14 protein-coding genes are annotated in these 16,097 nt (G+C 52.4%); 2 read left to right on the top strand and 12 right to left on the bottom strand.

Features of this window, described 5'->3' with window-relative positions; genetic code table 11:
- Positions 1 to 22: 22 nt before the first annotated feature.
- Positions 23 to 2,287 (bottom strand): SH3 domain-containing protein, encoded by a 2,265-nt coding sequence (locus tag NK662_RS15290; RefSeq protein WP_254759810.1) that lies wholly within the window; start codon positions 2,285 to 2,287, stop codon positions 23 to 25.
- 288 nt (positions 2,288 to 2,575) lie between these two features.
- Here NK662_RS15290 and NK662_RS15285 point away from each other — a divergent pair, with 288 nt between their 5' ends.
- Positions 2,576 to 3,568 carry an NADPH:quinone oxidoreductase family protein gene (locus NK662_RS15285; RefSeq protein WP_254759809.1) on the top strand — a complete coding sequence of 331 codons (993 nt, stop codon included), beginning with the start codon at positions 2,576 to 2,578 and terminating at the stop codon, positions 3,566 to 3,568.
- A gap of 16 nt (positions 3,569 to 3,584) precedes the next feature.
- Here the strand turns inward: NK662_RS15285 and NK662_RS15280 are convergent, their stop codons facing one another.
- From NK662_RS15280 to NK662_RS15255, 6 genes are all read right to left on the bottom strand, one after another.
- Positions 3,585 to 3,908: a thioredoxin family protein gene (locus NK662_RS15280; protein WP_254759808.1), complete on the bottom strand. Its 324-nt coding sequence runs from the start codon at positions 3,906 to 3,908 to the stop codon at positions 3,585 to 3,587.
- Between the two features lie 18 nt (positions 3,909 to 3,926).
- Positions 3,927 to 4,298, bottom strand: coding sequence for a DnaJ family domain-containing protein (locus NK662_RS15275; protein WP_254759807.1), 372 nt, complete (start codon positions 4,296 to 4,298; stop codon positions 3,927 to 3,929).
- A gap of 72 nt (positions 4,299 to 4,370) precedes the next feature.
- Positions 4,371 to 6,029 carry a DUF2357 domain-containing protein gene (locus tag NK662_RS15270; protein ID WP_254759806.1) on the bottom strand — a complete coding sequence of 553 codons (1,659 nt, stop codon included), beginning with the start codon at positions 6,027 to 6,029 and terminating at the stop codon, positions 4,371 to 4,373.
- On the bottom strand, positions 6,013 to 7,965 hold the full coding sequence (locus NK662_RS15265) for an McrB family protein (RefSeq protein ID WP_254759805.1): 1,953 nt from the start codon (positions 7,963 to 7,965) through the stop codon (positions 6,013 to 6,015). Before NK662_RS15265 ends, NK662_RS15270 begins: the two co-directional genes overlap by 17 nt.
- The gene (locus NK662_RS15260; RefSeq protein WP_254759804.1) at positions 7,962 to 8,999 is read right to left on the bottom strand and encodes a hypothetical protein; all 1,038 of its coding nucleotides are present in this window, start codon (positions 8,997 to 8,999) and stop codon (positions 7,962 to 7,964) included. The genes NK662_RS15265 and NK662_RS15260 overlap by 4 nt, the downstream gene beginning before the upstream one ends.
- A 219-nt stretch (positions 9,000 to 9,218) precedes the next feature.
- Positions 9,219 to 9,386 carry a hypothetical protein gene (locus NK662_RS15255; protein ID WP_254759803.1) on the bottom strand — a complete coding sequence of 56 codons (168 nt, stop codon included), beginning with the start codon at positions 9,384 to 9,386 and terminating at the stop codon, positions 9,219 to 9,221.
- A 186-nt stretch (positions 9,387 to 9,572) separates the two neighbouring features.
- Between NK662_RS15255 and NK662_RS15250 the strand changes: the two genes are divergently transcribed.
- On the top strand, positions 9,573 to 9,929 hold the full coding sequence (locus NK662_RS15250) for a PH domain-containing protein (protein ID WP_254759802.1): 357 nt from the start codon (positions 9,573 to 9,575) through the stop codon (positions 9,927 to 9,929).
- 29 nt (positions 9,930 to 9,958) lie between these two features.
- On the opposite strand, the gene NK662_RS15245 is transcribed toward NK662_RS15250, so the two are convergent.
- The 5 genes from NK662_RS15245 to ilvA form a co-directional block, all read right to left on the bottom strand.
- Complete coding sequence (locus NK662_RS15245; protein ID WP_254759801.1) at positions 9,959 to 10,648, bottom strand: YqjF family protein; 690 nt, start codon at positions 10,646 to 10,648, stop codon at positions 9,959 to 9,961.
- A gap of 15 nt (positions 10,649 to 10,663) precedes the next feature.
- On the bottom strand, positions 10,664 to 11,620 hold the full coding sequence (locus tag NK662_RS15240; protein WP_254759800.1) for an NAD(P)/FAD-dependent oxidoreductase: 957 nt from the start codon (positions 11,618 to 11,620) through the stop codon (positions 10,664 to 10,666).
- A 159-nt stretch (positions 11,621 to 11,779) separates the two neighbouring features.
- Positions 11,780 to 13,105, bottom strand: a complete 1,326-nt coding sequence (glnA, locus tag NK662_RS15235; RefSeq protein WP_254759799.1) for a type I glutamate--ammonia ligase — start codon at positions 13,103 to 13,105, stop codon at positions 11,780 to 11,782.
- 251 nt (positions 13,106 to 13,356) lie between these two features.
- Positions 13,357 to 14,589, bottom strand: coding sequence for an aminopeptidase (locus NK662_RS15230; protein ID WP_254759798.1), 1,233 nt, complete (start codon positions 14,587 to 14,589; stop codon positions 13,357 to 13,359).
- 137 nt (positions 14,590 to 14,726) lie between these two features.
- A complete protein-coding gene (gene ilvA, locus NK662_RS15225) occupies positions 14,727 to 15,935 on the bottom strand; it encodes a threonine ammonia-lyase (protein WP_254759797.1) in 1,209 nt (402 codons plus the stop codon).
- Between the last annotated feature and the right edge of the window lie 162 nt (positions 15,936 to 16,097).

Here is a 16,097-nt window from a genome sequence, read left to right as displayed (position 1 = left end):
CAGCTGCCGCCCTGTGTTTCTATTAATATGACGTGACAAGCTGCACTTGATTTGCCGGCACATACAGGGGGCTGCTGCTTGCATCCGAAATCACTTCATAGAAGCCATTTGCCTTCCCCTTTACAGCCACCAGCAGCCCCCTGTCCGCCTTGCTCTCCTGCTTCCCGCCCGCACTGCTGTAGAAGCTTGTGCCCGCTTGCACTTTTCCCAGCTGATACCGCGTATCCCGATGCTGATAGAACGCATCCAGCTGATGCATAAGCCTTGCAATTTGCCTGCCCCAGTTGCTGTCACTGGCATACATGACATTCATTCCATACGCTTTATCACCCAAGGCACCGCCTCTATACTGCCGGGAACCCGGCGTCAGGTAATGCTCACTGATATACTTTGCACAGTAGTCGATGCCTTCCCCCCAGCTTTTAAAGGCTGCCGCCCCATCATAAGGAGCTGCGTCCACCGCCTGAAATCCATACAGGTTTTTCTTATCTTGGGCAATCCGGCTTGTCCCCCATCCGGATTCCAGGATGGCATGCGCCAGCAAATAGCCGGCATTGACTCCATATTTCTGGGCAGCAGCCACAAAGGAAGAGCCCAATCCTGCAAGCGGGCTGTCGGGCCGTACAGAACGGACAAACGCATTCAGCTCCTCTGCTGTATAGCTTGTCTGGATCCGCAGCGGCATGTATGCGAAATAATAATAGCTTTCCTGGCCGCCAAGCTCTTTTGCATTCCAAGCTTCATAGACTTTTCCCTCCTGCAAATGCGCGGGGGCTGATCCCAGCCCATATGAAGTATAAGCTCCGGAGGCTGCCTTATAGGCATGATAGTACAGCTGGCCGCCCTTTACATCGTAATAGGAGGTTGCTTGTTTCAGCATCGCAGGAATCAACTCAACCTGAGACAGCGGCACATACCCCGTTGCCCCGTCTATTGTGACAAACACACGTTGGCCGGCAGCTTTTACAAACTTCAGGTCCGTTCCGGCAGCTACGTAAGTAATCTGGCTGTCTGTCTCCCCGTCATAGATGGTAGTCAGCGCCTTGGTGCGGACAAAACCGGCCTTCATATCTACAATCGTCTGATTCTTCTCAATGTAACCATCCTCCGCTGAGGTGGAGAAAGCCTGTTCAGCCTCTGTCAGGCTGGCTGCCGGCCGCCTTTGTGACGCTGTCACAACCGTATACGCCGCAGCTTCAGCAGCGGTTTGCAAATAGGAAAGGGACGCATACGCTGTTTGCCCTTGATATAAGAATTTGGCCCAGCCGTTTTCTTCTGCCGTAATCGTAATTTCTTCTCCCTGACGAAGCTGGCTGATTACTGCCCCTTCAGTAGATGGAGCGCTTCGTACATTCAGCAAGGAAACCTTCACAATGCCGGTCTTCTCCTGCTTCGGCTCCTGAAAAGCAAGAACAGGGACATAAGCGGCGGCTCCATTCAAGCTGACTCTCGCCCAGTCCCCCTCGTAAGCAAGAACAGACAATGTCTGTCCGTTTTTACCCGTTCCCAGAACCTGTGCACTATAGGATGGAGCTGTATAAAAGGATACCTGGGACACCGCAATCGGCTTCGCTTCAATCGGCTTTTCCGCCGCTTGCGTCTGTAAATAGGCGGTGTATATATAGGCTGTCTGTCCTTTGTACAGTACACTTGACCATTCACCAGCCTGCTTGATGACCTGCACTTGTTCTCCTTGCTGCACTTGGCCAAGAACCCCGCCTTGCAGGGAAGGACTCGTTCGGACATTCACACGGGATGCTGCGACAGTAGCTGCAGTTGTCTGTACAGGCTGCACTTGGGCGGCAGGCGAGGCTGTCTGCGGCTGCACCTCTTGGACATACTGGCTGTTGACGTAAGCGGCAGCTCCCTTGTACAGGACCTGAAGCCAGTCCCCTTCCTTTGCCAGCACAACAGCTGTCTCGCCTTTCTCCAATGTGCCGGCAATGCTGCCATACAGGGAAGGCTTGCTGCGGACATTCAGCTTGGAGGCTGTAACCTTCACTGTCTGAACAGCTGCCGTCCCCTCTTGTTTTATGTATTTCGCAGATACATAGGCATTTTTCCCCTGAAAACTGATTTGGGCCCAGCCATTGCTGACCGCGGCTATAGCAGCCTTTTGCCCCTTTTGCAGGTAGCCCAGAATCTTCCCTGTTGCCGAAGGGCTCTCACGAACACTAAGAGCATCAGCTGTCACAGTTCCTGTCTCTTGCGCTTCTGCATGTGCTTCTGAATGGATGGCGGCAACAATCGTTACCGCTGCTGCAATATGCTTCTTTGTCAGTTTCATTACAGTTGGAGTATATCTGCCGGCATACTCCTTCCCCCCTTTTGTCGCTTATTCTTGTTCCTTCTATTGTACAATATTTCCCAGTATATAAATATAAAGAATAAATGAATTTATTCCGTTTAACGGTAACTGAAATTAAAAGAATCTCTTAATCAAACGTTTGTTTAAACTGCTGCAGCCCTTCTGCCGCCTGCATGGTCCCCCTCTCAATCAAACGTTTGTTTAAACTGTTCAACCTTTGCCGTAAACTGTACAATAAAGAGGAAAACAAAGGAAAGAGGTGTTCGTATGCAAGAGCCATTCCGCGCCTTAGTTGTCAACAAAACAGAGACTGACTTTTCCGTGCAGGTGCAAGACCTGCACCTGCAAGACCTGCCTGAAGGAGACGTAACCATCCGGGTCGCGTACTCCAGCGTCAACTACAAGGATGGTCTGGCAAGCACGCCAAACGGAAAGATTGTGCGCACTTATCCGTTCGTTCCCGGCATTGACCTGGCGGGTACTGTCGCCGAGTCAAAGGATCCTCGTTTTACTGAAGGACAAGAGGTCATTGTAACAAGCTATGAGCTGGGTGTTTCTCACTATGGCGGCTTCAGTGAATATGCACGTGTCCCGGGTGATTGGGTTGTTCCGCTTCCTGCCGGCCTGACAACGAAGGAAGCAATGGCTTTCGGTACAGCAGGACTGACTGCTGCTCTATCCATTCATAAGCTGGAGCAGAACGGCTTAACGCCGGAGCAGGGGCCCGTGCTTGTAACCGGCGCGACCGGTGGGGTCGGCAGCACAGCAGTGGCGATGCTTGCCAAGCTTGGCTATCATGTTGTTGCCAGCACAGGAAAGGCAGGGGAAGCAGAATTCTTGCAATCACTTGGAGCAAAGGAAGTCATCTCGCGCGAAGAAGCCGCTCCGGAGACGTTCCCTCCCCTCGGCAAGCAGCGCTGGGCGGCAGTTGTGGATCCTGTAGGCGGCAAGACTTTGGCTGCAGCTGTCAGCAATCTGAAATATGGCGGCTCCGCTGCTGTAAGCGGGCTTACAGGCGGTTCCTCGGTGGCAACAACCGTTTTCCCCTTCATTTTGCGCGGGGTGAATATTCTCGGGGTTGATTCTGTATACTGTCCAATGGAGCTGCGTGCGGCTACTTGGCAGCGTATGGCCACCGATATGAAGCCGGAAGGGCTGCTGAACTATATTGCGCAGGAGGTTACGCTGGACGGGCTTCCTGAGGTGCTTGCCGCGATTCTTCGCGGGGAAGCGCGCGGACGCACCATTGTAAAGCTGTAAACAGAAAGCGAGGTCCTCATCCCAGGACCTCGCTCCATGTTTGCAGCTGCTCTTCCAATTGCTCAAAGATAATGAACCGGGACTCCCGCAGCACTTCCTTCCCTTCTGCAAACAACAGAATGGCCGGGGCTGTAAATACGAGCAGCTCTCCGGACACCTGCGGCACCTCCTCCAGGGAGACAAGATGGCCGGATATGGCCGGATACCGCTGCAGCAGCTGTTCCACCTGCGGCAGCACAGCATCACAGACGCTGCAGCTGCTTGTTTTTACAAAAATCAGGCTGAGAGGCCCGCTTTGTTTTGCCTGCTGCAGCTGCTCAAGATTGTGCAGCCTCTTCATTCGCAGCGCCCCTTTCCTTCAGTGAAGCCGGCGCAGCAGCTTCTCCCGATATGCACCGTAAGCTCCGCTGTCCTTTATCTTCCGTTTCTCCATCGCCTGATGGAAGCGAAGTGTCTTGGCATTCAGCTCCTGCTGCAGCCTCTCCTTCTCCGTCTCATCCTGACAGCAGGCCAGTAAATCGGATAGTGTCAGCATATCCTTCTTCAGCTGAAGCTCCTCAGGCAAAATCCTGGCATTTTTCAAGATTTTATAGCCCATTCTCAGCTCCTCAGGCACACCGGACAAATCCTCAAGCTCAAGCGGCCGGCCTTTGCCGGGCAGATTCTCGAAATCCCCTTTCGCCACAGCCTTCTTGATATGCTCCTCGGCAATCGTGAAAAACACATCCATTCTGCTCACCCCCTCTGCTATAGTGTATGCAAAAGAATCATCAGAAAAGAGGAACCCTGCGTAGGTTCCTCTCTACTTCATGAAGGCCCTTGCCTTCTCCTGCAGCTCCTCCAAGGCCGTCTGCAGACTGGCTGCCACATGCATATGGCTGTCACCCGGACTGAGCCTGACGATTCTGGCATCATGGAGCTCATATTTCTGCGAATCCGGGTAGTTGGAAATCTGATTTGGATGGATGGCCCACACCTCATGGACCGGGCGCACAAAGCGGGCATAGGCAGCCTCTCCATACAAGCAGCATGACCGGCAAAGCATCGCATAATTCGTCAGCTGCTTCATGACCGGAATTTTATTGCGGACCTTCCGCACATCCCAGATATGGTGCAGCGGCCGGTACTTGAAGTCAAATAGAAGACTGCCAATATACATTCCGCTTTGAAACACATCCAGGCGCATATCCGGGCGATTGTTGGGGCCCTCAATATACAGGACCTGCTCGGTCCGGTGCTCAAGCGGGAGTTCCCCTTCGTAATACAGCTGCAGCCGGATCTCCTCACGCTCCAGGTCGATTCTTGTATTCGGCGTTAATGCCGGCAGAGATGTTCCTTGTTCTCCGGAGAAAACCCAGCCGCTGACGGGGTGAAAGCCAAGCTGATGCCAAAGCAGCTGCACAAATTGAATGAAGCCCCAGATTTCGTACAGCTTGTCAGTCCGCCTCCATCTCGTTTCCGTCTGTCCGGCTTCTCTATGCTGCACCTGCCGCAGGTCCCGCTGCAGCTGCAGCATGGCACGGTAGCGGGCATCGAAGTGGATGCTGTGCGGCACATGGGTGTTCTCCGCTTCCTGCACGGATGCAAGCCAGCCTGTATGCCGAAGAGCATGCAGCGACTTTTGCAGCTTTCGCATATTCCGGATTACTTCCGTCCCCTCAGGAAGCTCGATCTGCTGCTCCTGCAGACTCTCCAGCATGCTGCCCAGCTCCTGCTGCAGCTGCTTCACTGTCCGCTTCAGCCAACGGTTCTCCGGCACATCATAATCAATCTGGTGCGCCGGCACCAGCCGTTCACGCCGTTCCGGATAGCGCAGATAATGCCGGATAGTCATCTCATCCATCTCCCTGGTATCCTCCGCGGCCACAAAGCGGTACTCCTTGCCCAGCCGGAAAGCAGCTCGTTCCCGTAAGTCCGCAGCAGCCGGAAGGACTGACTTATAATGCCGCTCTGCAGCCCGAAGCTGTGCGGCCAGCACAGGAGAAAGCAAATCCTGCCACTGATCCGGACGCTGCCGCACCCGTTCCCGGCCGAGCCCCTTCATAAAAGCATCAATTTCCTTCTTCATCAGCTCCAGCTGCTCTACCGACATCTGCTTTGGCACAACGCGCATCATTGTATAGTAGGAGGCACCGCCGCAAGCCACACGCACCAAATAGTCTCCCGGGATCAGCGGAAACTCGGCATGCCGGTACACCAAGCGGCTCTCGGCATTCGGCCGCAGAAACAAGCTTCCCCGCTCATCCTCCTCGCTGCTGGTGCCCTCCAGCCCCTCCAAATACAGCCGGCTTTCCATCCGGCTGCTTTGGAATAGCACCTTCAAGTCCAGATTCTCCCGGACAATCACATAGTCCGACTCCGGCACGTCATCCTCGCGTTCATACAGCACGGAAACTGTACCGGGACGTCCCACTTGTTCGAACACAAGTGTGAAGGGCAGCCGTTCAGTACATGTAGCCATTGTACTTCAACTCTCTTGCCTTTTGCTTCAGCACGCGAATGGTCTTTTCAAAAGAGGAGAGGGTACTGTAGGCCTGCAGAATTTGCAGAAGACGGGAAGCTCCGACATGGCCGCTTTCCTCATACACACCGACAACAGGCTTCCATATATCTTCCGGTCCGCGCAGCTTTGACAGAATCCGCTGTGTCAGCTGCAGATCCAGCGCTTCCCCCCTTGTGATGTAAGGCGTATCCGGAAGATTTTTCATATAGCTGTCAATCTGCCGGACGATGCGTGGCCCAATCCCAGTCCTTGCATCCGCCTCATGCATGGCCTCATGCAGCTCCCACAGTAAATCCAGCTCCTGTTGGGAAAGCTGCAGCTTGCCGTCTTGACTATAAAATGAGCGGTACTTCTTATAATGCACAGGCTGCACAGGCAGACAATCCGCCGCCTCCTCCACTTGTGCCAGAAGAGAATAGCGGAGCACCTCCAAGGTAATGACGTTCGCTCTGTCCAGCACCTTATCAGAGAAGTGATAGGTGGATTCGTCTAGATTCACGGTGCCGACGAACATGACATTATCACCGATTGTGACGGATGCCGGATACTGAGAGGCATTATACAGCTTGCTGGTCAAGCCTTCATTATACAAACGCAGCAGGCGTTCCTGCCCATCTGTCTCAAGCACCGATAAGAATTGGGAAAAATAGTGCTCCACTCTCGCCAGGTTCATCTCGTCAAAAGCAATAATATAGAGCTTGCTTTCCTGATTCTCTGCCTTGGCTGCCTCAATCAGGACATCGACCAGGCCGGTTTCACTCGGACGGTAAATCATATTCAGCGAATCTACATAGCCGAGAATATCTGCATCATCTGTCCAGGATGGGCGCACCGGAATAACCAACAGCTGCTTATGGGCCTCTAAGCCGAGCGCCTTGGCATAAGCTTGAATGAGTTGCGTCTTGCCAATCCCGCTCATTCCCTGCAGGATGACCAAATTGGATGTCTTCATGGCATTATGAAAATTCACCAGGTCCCTTTCGGCATACAATAATCCGCATTCACGGGTCACACGGATAAAACGGGAAAGGAACTCGTTCTCTTCATTTTGGGTGTATGCCGCATCCAGGGCCGGTGCCGGGGGATCTGGCAGAACCACAAGGGATGCAGCAGCTTCCAGTTCCGTAACAACCTGGGGAGCCTGCTCCAATTCACGCGCCTCCGGGTCCTGCATGAGCTGGTCGAGCGTATCGAATTGGTGAATATTCATGAACTGAATGGATTGATAGACCTCATACATATCATCCAGCCATGCTTCTGCAAGCGTATGCACCTTTAACGGAGCTGCGGCATGGAAGCAAAATCCGCCATGGGCATAGGAGTGGCTGGCAAACGGGCCAATGACATACAGCTCGGTTTCACTTTCCTTCCAAAGGATATAACGCGGCGTATCACTGCTGTCTGTGGAGATGCGCTCAATTTTGCCTACGTACTTCCGGTTCAGCAGCTTATCACAAAATTCCTGAAAGGTGCACTTATGCTTTTCCTTACTGTATACCGGAACAGGAACATACGGCGCATCCCATTGAAACGTATCCGCTTTGCGCAGCAGTTCAATATCCTTCGCCAAGTATACATCTGAAGAAGGCGTCGCCTTGCGCAATGGCGTGAATACAAGCAGATAGTTCTCAAGGAACAGCCGCAGCCGCTCCTCCCGGATATAATCCGGTTCCATCATGTCATCATGGAAGCCAAACCGCTCCAAGTCCGTTGCATAACAGGTGAACAGATTATGCTTTGGCAGACTCTCACTTCCCTCAGAGATACGTTTCACCAGAAATTGCACTGTATTTTGTTTATTCACGAACACACTGCGCGGCTTGCCCAGCTCCTGTTCGACGTCAGTATTTGTGGCGAGCAGACCCAATAAACAGTACTCCCATTGCTTGATCATCTTGCTACCTCCTTCTGCAGAAATTGCTCCAGCTCCCACATGTCGGCAAACTCCCGGAGCTTCTCCTTTGCAATCATCCGCTTTGCCTTACGAATACTCGCCGGCGCCAGGGAAAAGCGCAGCAGACAAACAAAGCGGCAGGATAACAGCCAGCCCTGCTGCATGGCCTCTTCCAAATCCGTTCCGGCAATCACCCTGCAGCGGTCATCATCTAAGCCATGCACCTCGCCGACAATGGCAATATCCTTCTCACTGCTTGCAGCCGCTGTCTCCTGTGCATATACAGCTGCCTCCATAAGCCTGCGAAGCTGTTCGGATTCCTGCGCCTGCAGCTTGAGCTGCTGCCGCAGTTCTTGTTGCCCCTGCTCAGCCGCCTGCAGCTTGCCTTCAAGCTCTTCCTTTTGCTTCTTCATCTGCTCCATCTGTTTTTTCAGCGCCTGGTGCTGCTGCTCCTGGCGGCGTAATTCCTCTTCCAGCTGCTTTTGCTTTTTGGCTGCCTGCAACAGGCGCGTTTGCTGCTCAAGCTGCTTATCTGCATACTTTTTGTTCTTTACTTCCAGCTGCTTGATAATTGTCTTTAGCTCCTGCACAGACCCCTCCTGTGCAGGCTTCTCAGCCTGGGCCGGCTGCTCCTGCTGCAGAAACAGCTCCTCAGCCCATCGTTCCTTCTCCTCATCCCCCGAGCTGATGAGCATAGGCAGGAGATGCGCAACGAAAGCTGTGTCATGCTTCTGCTGCCAAATCTCCTCCCTCGTCAACTGCAGCTCGGGCGGATTTGCTTTTTCGTACAGCTCATGGAACTCTTGCTTCACTTTATGAAATAACCGCGGCTTCAGCAATTCAGCCGTGATTCTCCCACGCAGCATTTCCATTTGCTTCAACTCCAGCCGCCGGAACCCCGGCAGCGATACATGCAAACGCTCGGTCAGCTGATATAATTGCTGGCCTGAGATGCTTCGCAGCACCAGTTTCCAGACTTCCTTCTGTGCGCGTTCTCCCCCAGCCGATATCTCCCTCTGTTCAATTGCCTTCATGTCATTCTTCTCCCGCCTTTTCCATATCGTCACATTTGTTCTAGTACTCTACACCATTTTACTATATAAATAGAATTTTTATGAGGATTGACAACAAAAGGCGTGTCTGCAAAGAGCACGCCTTTCTGCGTAAGGACTATTTGCAATCCCTTTACCTCTTATTTACATTCAAGACCGGGGGACGGATTTCCTTTCCTTTCAAAAAGAAAAAGCAGTCTCTTAGCTTACAAGAGACTGCTTCCCAATGATTTCTTTATATAGCTGCAACAGCTCTTCATCATCCAAAGCCAGCAGTTCCTCCGCCTTACAGCTTTGCTCTGCCAGCAGCAGCTGCTGTTCATATTGCTCCCGCTCCAGTTCACTCAAAAAATAGCTTTTGGTAACCATGTTGTTCTCTCCTCTAGTATGTATCTCTCTGCGTTCCCCACGAACATATAAATTATAACGCAACATTCAGTACATTTCGAGTTTTTTGCAAGCGCTTTATTCTTTTCGGCACTTTCGTGAACTTTATGGAGAGCGGCAGATTATAATGTATAATAATGGAAAGATAAGTAGAAGGAGGGCTTTGCTATGGAAGCTGAGAAGAGGCATTTAAAAGCCATACTTATGCCGGATGAAATGATTTTATCACTTGTCTGCTGTTCCTTAGAGGTGTTCCACAAGCGTTTTATCCCCCGTTCAGGGCTGCTGGCAGCAACAAACTCCCGCATCCTCTTTGTTGAATCCCATGGTTCCGCCGAAGAATATTCCTATGAGAAAATTACCTACTTTATGAAAGAAGAAAGTGCATCGGGCTACAAACTATTCGTGCGGTATGGCGACGTCCTGGCAAGGGTTACGTATGCAGAAGGCGAGAATCCAGAAGCCTTCACGGCTGTGCTGCAGCAGAAGATTTGTCCCTCTATTGTATTTCCAGCTTCCTCATAAAACAGAGGGTTTCCACGGCGGAAACCCCCTTACAGCTTTTGGTAGGAATGAATGTAGGTGTGCAGTTCCCGCGCATAATGCAGCAGCACATCCGGGCTGCTCCTGCTGAAGGGAGCCGACAGCGTTTCATACTCCAAATCGCAGACAGCCAGCTGCAGCTCCCAAGGATCATGTGAAATGTCTCCGCGGTACAGCTGATTTCCCTTATCCGTGTACAGGCAGTACCGCTCGGTCAGCCAGTGCTCCAGACTGCCGGGCTGTGTACGGAACGGCGCTGATGCCGGCTTATAGGAAGCGGCAAACTCCCCCGCCGGAAAGCCCTTATGCGTGCGCTTCGCCTCAAACCGGGTTTGCCCCTCATCTCTTGCCACCTTGATATCGGCGTTATAATACGGCAAATGAAAGAACGTACGGGCAATCCAGACGCTGAGCGGCTTGTCGCAGTCCAAACTGAAGAAATACACTCCGCTCTTGCTGCCGTGCTTTACATACGTCCGCACATTCAATTCAAACAGCTGGGATACATACGGTACAGCAGGAAGCCCGCGCGGATGGATGCCCTTCATTTCAAAGGGCACAATGCCAATCCAAGCCTGCCCGTCATATGTATCCAGCTCCAGCCCGGGCGGAATGCGATGGATTACATCCGCTTCATCCACAGGAATGTGCATAAACAGCAAGTCACTCCACACCTGCTTCATAATCCAAGAACGAGCCATGGACACAACCCCCTTTTAGAGTCGGTTTGCCAATTCCTCTCCCGCTGCCATTCCTGATAAAAAGGCGCTCTCAAACCGGGTGCGCCCGGACGGGTCATCCTCATGCAGAAAGGCATCCCCGGCAATCAGCAGCGGATATTCCGCAGCGGCAGACACAAACGGCTTCCGTACAATTCCTGTTGCTTCGGCATAACGCCAACGCTTCAGCTGCGCCGCCTCCACTGCTTCCCCCAACAACGGACCGACAAGCTGCAGGATCTTCTCCGCTGCCGTCTCCTCATCCAGTGCATAGTGCTCCTTGGACCAGTCTCCTTTCATATATACACTGACAACCGGCAGCTTAGACACACCTTTTTTCTGCTGGTCCACAAGCCGCTCTACGCCCTGCGGCACATTCTCCGTGATATGGCCATTCTCCGGGAAGGAAGTCGGCTGCTTCATCGTTGCCAGCAGCACAAAGCATGGATTGAAAGCCAGCCCGTCCAGCTCCTGCACCTCTATGCCCGTTCTCCCCAGCAGCTCTGTCGCTTGCGGGGCCGGAGCCGTCAGCAACACCGCCTCCGCCTGCCACTCCTGCCCATTATCCGCCTGCACCCGGAACCCGCTTTCTGTCTGCTCAATCGCTTCCACCTTTGTATGCAAATGTATGTCCAGCCCCTGCGCCAATTGCTTGACCAGCCCGTTCATTCCCTCTGTGCCGCGGTAGCGCGGATAGGGGTCTGCGTACCAAAGCTGAATCCAGCCCTGTCTGAGCCATTCTTCTGTCTCCCGCTGCAGCTCTTTGGTGCGCACGGTAAAAAACTGTGCCCCGTGGTCCGCCTTTCCTTCCCCGATTCGCCGGGTGGCCAGCCGGCCGCCGACGCTCCGGCTTTTTTCCAGGATGGCAACATCTGTGATGCCGCACTCCCGCAGTGTTCTTGCCGCCATGATACCGGCAATTCCCCCGCCAACAATAACAACTCGCTTCTTCATTAGAATTCCCCCCGTCTGTATAACTATTATATAACTTTTGTCCAATCACCGTCAGAGCATCTGCTCCTTTTATCACTTTTTTTGAGTTATCTTACACTTCTTCCAATTTATCGATAAAATAGCAAAAGGCCGAGTCCGCGGACTCAGCCTTTTAATCTATTAGAATTTCGCTTGGTAGTTTACAAGCTCCCAAGTATGAACTGCTGTACGGTAGCTGTCCCACTCTGCCTTCTTCAGCGCCACATACTCGCCGTATACGTGCTCGCCAAGTGTCTCGCGGCCGATTGTGCCGTTTTCCATCTCAGCAACAGCCAATTCCAGGCTGCCTGGCAGGTTTTCGATGCCGAACTCAGCACGGATGCCTTCGCTCATGTGGAAGATATCCTCATCCACTGGAGCTGGAGCAGTCAGCTGGCGCGCTACGCCGTCCAAGCCAGCTTCTGCAATCACTGCGAACGCCAAGTATGGGTTTGCAGACGGATCCGGGCAGCGAAGCTCAACACGAGTTGCCATGCCGCGCTTGGCAGGGATACGGATCAAAGCAGAACGGTTGGATGCGGACCATGCGATGTAGCAAGGTGCTTCATAGCCTGGCACAAGACGCTTATAAGAGTTTACCAGCGGGTTTGTTACTGCTGTAAAGCTCTTCACGTTGTCGATCAGACCAGCGATGAACTGGTAAGCTGTTTCGGACAGCTGGCGCTCATCTGTCGGATCGAAGAACACGTTCTCGCCATCCTTGAAGAAGGACATGTTCACGTGCATACCGGAACCGTTGATGCCGAATACTGGCTTCGGCATGAATGTTGCGTGCAAACCGAACTTGCTTGCAACTGTCTTAACAACCCACTTATAAGTTGTGGAGTTGTCAGCTGCGCTCAGCGCGTCAGCGTACTTGAAGTTGATTTCGTGCTGGCCTTCTGCCACTTCGTGGTGAGAAGCTTCGATTGTGAAACCAAGAGCCTTCAGGGCACGGTAGATTTCCAAACGGACGCGCTCGCCCAGATCCTTTGGAGATGGCTCGAAGTAGCCTGCGCCGTCATGCAGCTCCATTGTCGGGTTGCCGTTTGCATCAGCCTTGAACAGGAAGAACTCCAGCTCCGGGCCAACAGAAATTGTGTAGCCTTGCTCAGCCGCGCGTGCTACTGTCTTCTTCAATACGTTGCGAGTGTCGCCTTCAAACAGTGTGCCATCCGGGTTTGCAACGCTGCAAAGGAAGCGTGCTTCTGCGTAATCTTCCTCAACCGTCCAAGGAATAACTGCAAATGTGCTTGCGTCCGGCACCAGATACAGGTCAGACTTGTTGATTGGGGAGAAGCCCTTAATGGAAGAACCATCAAACATGATTTTTCCTTCTACTGCATCTTCTACTTGTGCGGCAGTGATGGTAATTTGCTTCAGTGTTCCTTCGATATCTACAAACTGCAAGTGAAGCAGTTCTACATTTTTCTCTTCAATTAGCGCTTTAATCTGCTCTAAATTCATGTTGAATCTCCTCACATTCACGTGTCATTTTTTCTAACATGTCAACATTATATGATAAAGGATGATTCTTGTACAATGGATTTTTTAGAAAATTTACAAGTAAAATTCTTCCTGATCGGAAAAAATTCGTATTTTTTGTGGTATACACGTAAGAAAGCGCTTCCTTATGGTTGAAATGTTCGTTAAGTGGTTTGTTCAATTGCTTCGCGCCCATTAAAAAAGCAGCAGACCTTTGTCTGCTGCCCTCCTAATTAAAATGCCCAGTTGCCGTTGCGGAAGATTGGCTCGATTTGGCCATCCTTCGTCACGCCATCAATATTCATTTCGGCGGAGCCGATCATGAAGTCTTCATGCACCAGGCTCTTATTTGCGCCGCGTGCCGCCAGGTCTTCCGGAGACAGCTCTGTGCCGCCCTCCAGGTTCACCGGATAGGCTTCGCCAAGCGCCAGATGGTTGGATGCGTTCTCATCAAACAGCGTGTTGTAGAAAATCAGGCCGGAATCAGAGATTGGAGAACGGTGCGGCACAAGCGCCACTTCGCCAAGACGGCGCGCGCCCTCATCCATGCCCAATAGCTTTTCCAATGTTTCATAGCCTTTTTCCGCTGTAAATTCCACAACCACGCCGTCCTTGAATGTCAGGGTGAAGTTGTCGATCAGATTGCCGCCGTAGTTCAACGGCTTTGTGCTGCTGACTGTGCCGTTCACGCCGTCCTTATGAGGCATTGTGTACACCTCTTCTGTCGGCAGGTTCGGGTTGAACGCAACACCGCTTTGGTCGATGGAGCCGCCGCCCTTCCACAGATGCCCGGCAGGCAGCTCTACCTCCAGGTTTGTGCCCGGCGCACTGTAAATCAGCTTTGTATATTGCTTTTCTGTCAGATGCACAGCCTTTGCCTGCAGAATTTCGTTATGCTCTTTCCATGCCGCAATCGGGTCTTCCTTGTCGATGCGTACGATTTGGAAAATCGCATCCCACAGCTTTTCAATCGCTTCATCAGCCTCCAAGCCAGGGAAAATTTTCGTTGCCCACTCTGCAGTCGGCACGGATACAAGAGACCAGCGCGCTTTGTCCGCCATCATATAGCCGCGGTATTTCGCCAGCGCTGTGCCGGCTGTCTTATTGAAATTGGCAATGCGCTCCGGATCAATGCCCTTCAGCAGCTCAGGATTCGGGGAATAGACGCTTAAGAAAGCGGCTCCATTTTCAGCCATTTCCGTAAAGCCTTGCGCGCGCCACATTGGATACTCCAAAAACGCCTCGTCAGGTGCCATTTCATACTTTGTCCGCGTAATCTTTTCGTCGTTATACTCTACGTGCACGTTCTTCGCGCCCGCTTCGTACGCCTTTACCGCCACCTTGCGGACGAACTCAGCAGCCGCAAGCGGTGCTTGTACCACAATCGTTTGTCCCGGCTGTGCATTCACGCCGATGCGGACCGCCAGCTCTGCATATTTCTCAAGCAACTGTTCAAAGTTTGTCATAGTATCCCTCCATTATGTATGGGTCTTCCTCATTATAATTGAGAATTCCAAAAATTTGAATTGAAACTATAGGAAAGCCTATTCTTTTTATCATGCCATAAAGAAAAAAGCAAGGAAGCGGCCTGTCGCACAGGCCGCTATTCCAGCACTTGAATGTCATAGGCTTTGTCCTTCAGCACCTGCAGCACACGTTCGATATGGGCTTGGTCCCGTGTCTCCAAAGAAAGGTGCAGTTCGGCATAGCCCGGAAACACACGCATGCCCATGCGTTCATGATGAATGTTCAGGACATTGGCACCCAAATCCGCAATGACCCGCAGGATTTTTTGCAGCTCCCCCGGCTTATCTTTTACAGTCGTGGCGATATGAATGAAACGGCCGGCCTCGACCATGCCGCGCTCAATGATGCGGGAAATGAAGTTCACATCCACGTTGCCGCCGCTCAGTACTGCCACTACCTTCTTTCCCTGCAGCGGCAGCTTTTCGTACAGCAAAGAAGCGAGTCCGCTGGCGCCGGAGCCTTCCACCAGGAGCTTGCTGCGCTCGAGCACCATCAGCATGGTACGGGCAATTTCCATTTCATCCACGCACACAATATCATCTACATACCGCTGCACCAGGTCAAAGGTTAATTCTCCAGGCCGCTTCACCGCAATGCCGTCTGCCATTGTGGGCGTGGACTCCACTGTCAGCAGCTTCTTTTCCTGCAAGGATTGCTTCATGCTTGGGCAGGCCAACGCCTGTACCCCGTACAGCTTGACGGAAGGCTTCTGCTCTTTAATGGCCATCGCCACCCCGGCCAGCAAGCCGCCACCGCCAACCGGGCATACCACCGCGTCCACATCAGACAGCTGCTCTAAAATCTCCAGCCCGACTGTTCCTTGCCCGGCAATCACATGGTTATCATCAAAAGCATGGACGAAGGTTGCTCCCGTTTGCTGATGCAGTTCTTTTGCATAAGCGAGCGCTTCATCAAATACATCTCCATGCAGCTCCACATTGGCGCCGTACCGTCTTGTTGCCAGCACCTTGCTGAGCGGCGCACCCTTCGGCATGATAATGGTACAGGGAATTCCCAGCATCCTGCTCGAATAGGCAACCCCTTGGGCATGGTTGCCGGCAGAGGCTGCAATAACGCCTTTTTGCAGGTCCTCCTTCGGCAGCGCCATCATCTTGTTATAGGAGCCGCGCACCTTGAATGACCCGGTTTTCTGCAGGTTCTCCAGCTTTAAGAACACCTCATTTTTGGACAACTCGCTGAAGGTCGCCGAGTAATCAAGCGGTGTCATGTGCACAATGTCCCGCATTTTCTTCCGCGCCGTGAAAATATCTTGCAGGGAAATCATCCGCTTCCCTCCCATCAGGAAAGATTTTCTTCCTGTTAGTGTCTGCATCAGAAGAATGATTATTCTCCATCAATGTATGGGACACCGCACCCGGGCATTCCAAGAAAAGCTTCTGGAGCCAGTTTTCCCGCAATTGCGCATAGCCCAAGACGCACAAAAAAG

Origin of the sequence: Ectobacillus ponti (assembly GCF_024294785.1) — a bacterium.
Classification (GTDB): Bacteria; Bacillota; Bacilli; order Bacillales; family Bacillaceae_G; genus Ectobacillus; species Ectobacillus ponti.
Note: the sequence above shows the minus strand (reverse complement) of the source record. Positions and strands in the feature narration are given on the sequence as shown.

What these genes read in the sequence shown, in the direction of transcription:
- NK662_RS15275 (WP_254759807.1), bottom strand. Translation starts at nt 4,298, where the DNA reads ATGGATGTGTTTTTCACGATTGCCGAGGAGCATATCAAGAAGGCTGTG.
- NK662_RS15240 (WP_254759800.1), bottom strand. Translation starts at nt 11,620, where the DNA reads ATGAAGAAGCGAGTTGTTATTGTTGGCGGGGGAATTGCCGGTATCATG.
- NK662_RS15230 (WP_254759798.1), bottom strand. Translation starts at nt 14,589, where the DNA reads ATGACAAACTTTGAACAGTTGCTTGAGAAATATGCAGAGCTGGCGGTC.
- glnA (WP_254759799.1), bottom strand. Translation starts at nt 13,105, where the DNA reads ATGAATTTAGAGCAGATTAAAGCGCTAATTGAAGAGAAAAATGTAGAA.
- NK662_RS15285 (WP_254759809.1), top strand. Translation starts at nt 2,576, where the DNA reads ATGCAAGAGCCATTCCGCGCCTTAGTTGTCAACAAAACAGAGACTGAC.
- NK662_RS15290 (WP_254759810.1), bottom strand. Translation starts at nt 2,287, where the DNA reads ATGAAACTGACAAAGAAGCATATTGCAGCAGCGGTAACGATTGTTGCC.
- NK662_RS15260 (WP_254759804.1), bottom strand. Translation starts at nt 8,999, where the DNA reads ATGAAGGCAATTGAACAGAGGGAGATATCGGCTGGGGGAGAACGCGCA.
- NK662_RS15255 (WP_254759803.1), bottom strand. Translation starts at nt 9,386, where the DNA reads ATGGTTACCAAAAGCTATTTTTTGAGTGAACTGGAGCGGGAGCAATAT.
- ilvA (WP_254759797.1), bottom strand. Translation starts at nt 15,935, where the DNA reads ATGATTTCCCTGCAAGATATTTTCACGGCGCGGAAGAAAATGCGGGAC.
- NK662_RS15265 (WP_254759805.1), bottom strand. Translation starts at nt 7,965, where the DNA reads ATGATCAAGCAATGGGAGTACTGTTTATTGGGTCTGCTCGCCACAAAT.
- NK662_RS15245 (WP_254759801.1), bottom strand. Translation starts at nt 10,648, where the DNA reads ATGGCTCGTTCTTGGATTATGAAGCAGGTGTGGAGTGACTTGCTGTTT.
- NK662_RS15250 (WP_254759802.1), top strand. Translation starts at nt 9,573, where the DNA reads ATGGAAGCTGAGAAGAGGCATTTAAAAGCCATACTTATGCCGGATGAA.
- NK662_RS15270 (WP_254759806.1), bottom strand. Translation starts at nt 6,029, where the DNA reads ATGGCTACATGTACTGAACGGCTGCCCTTCACACTTGTGTTCGAACAA.
- NK662_RS15280 (WP_254759808.1), bottom strand. Translation starts at nt 3,908, where the DNA reads ATGAAGAGGCTGCACAATCTTGAGCAGCTGCAGCAGGCAAAACAAAGC.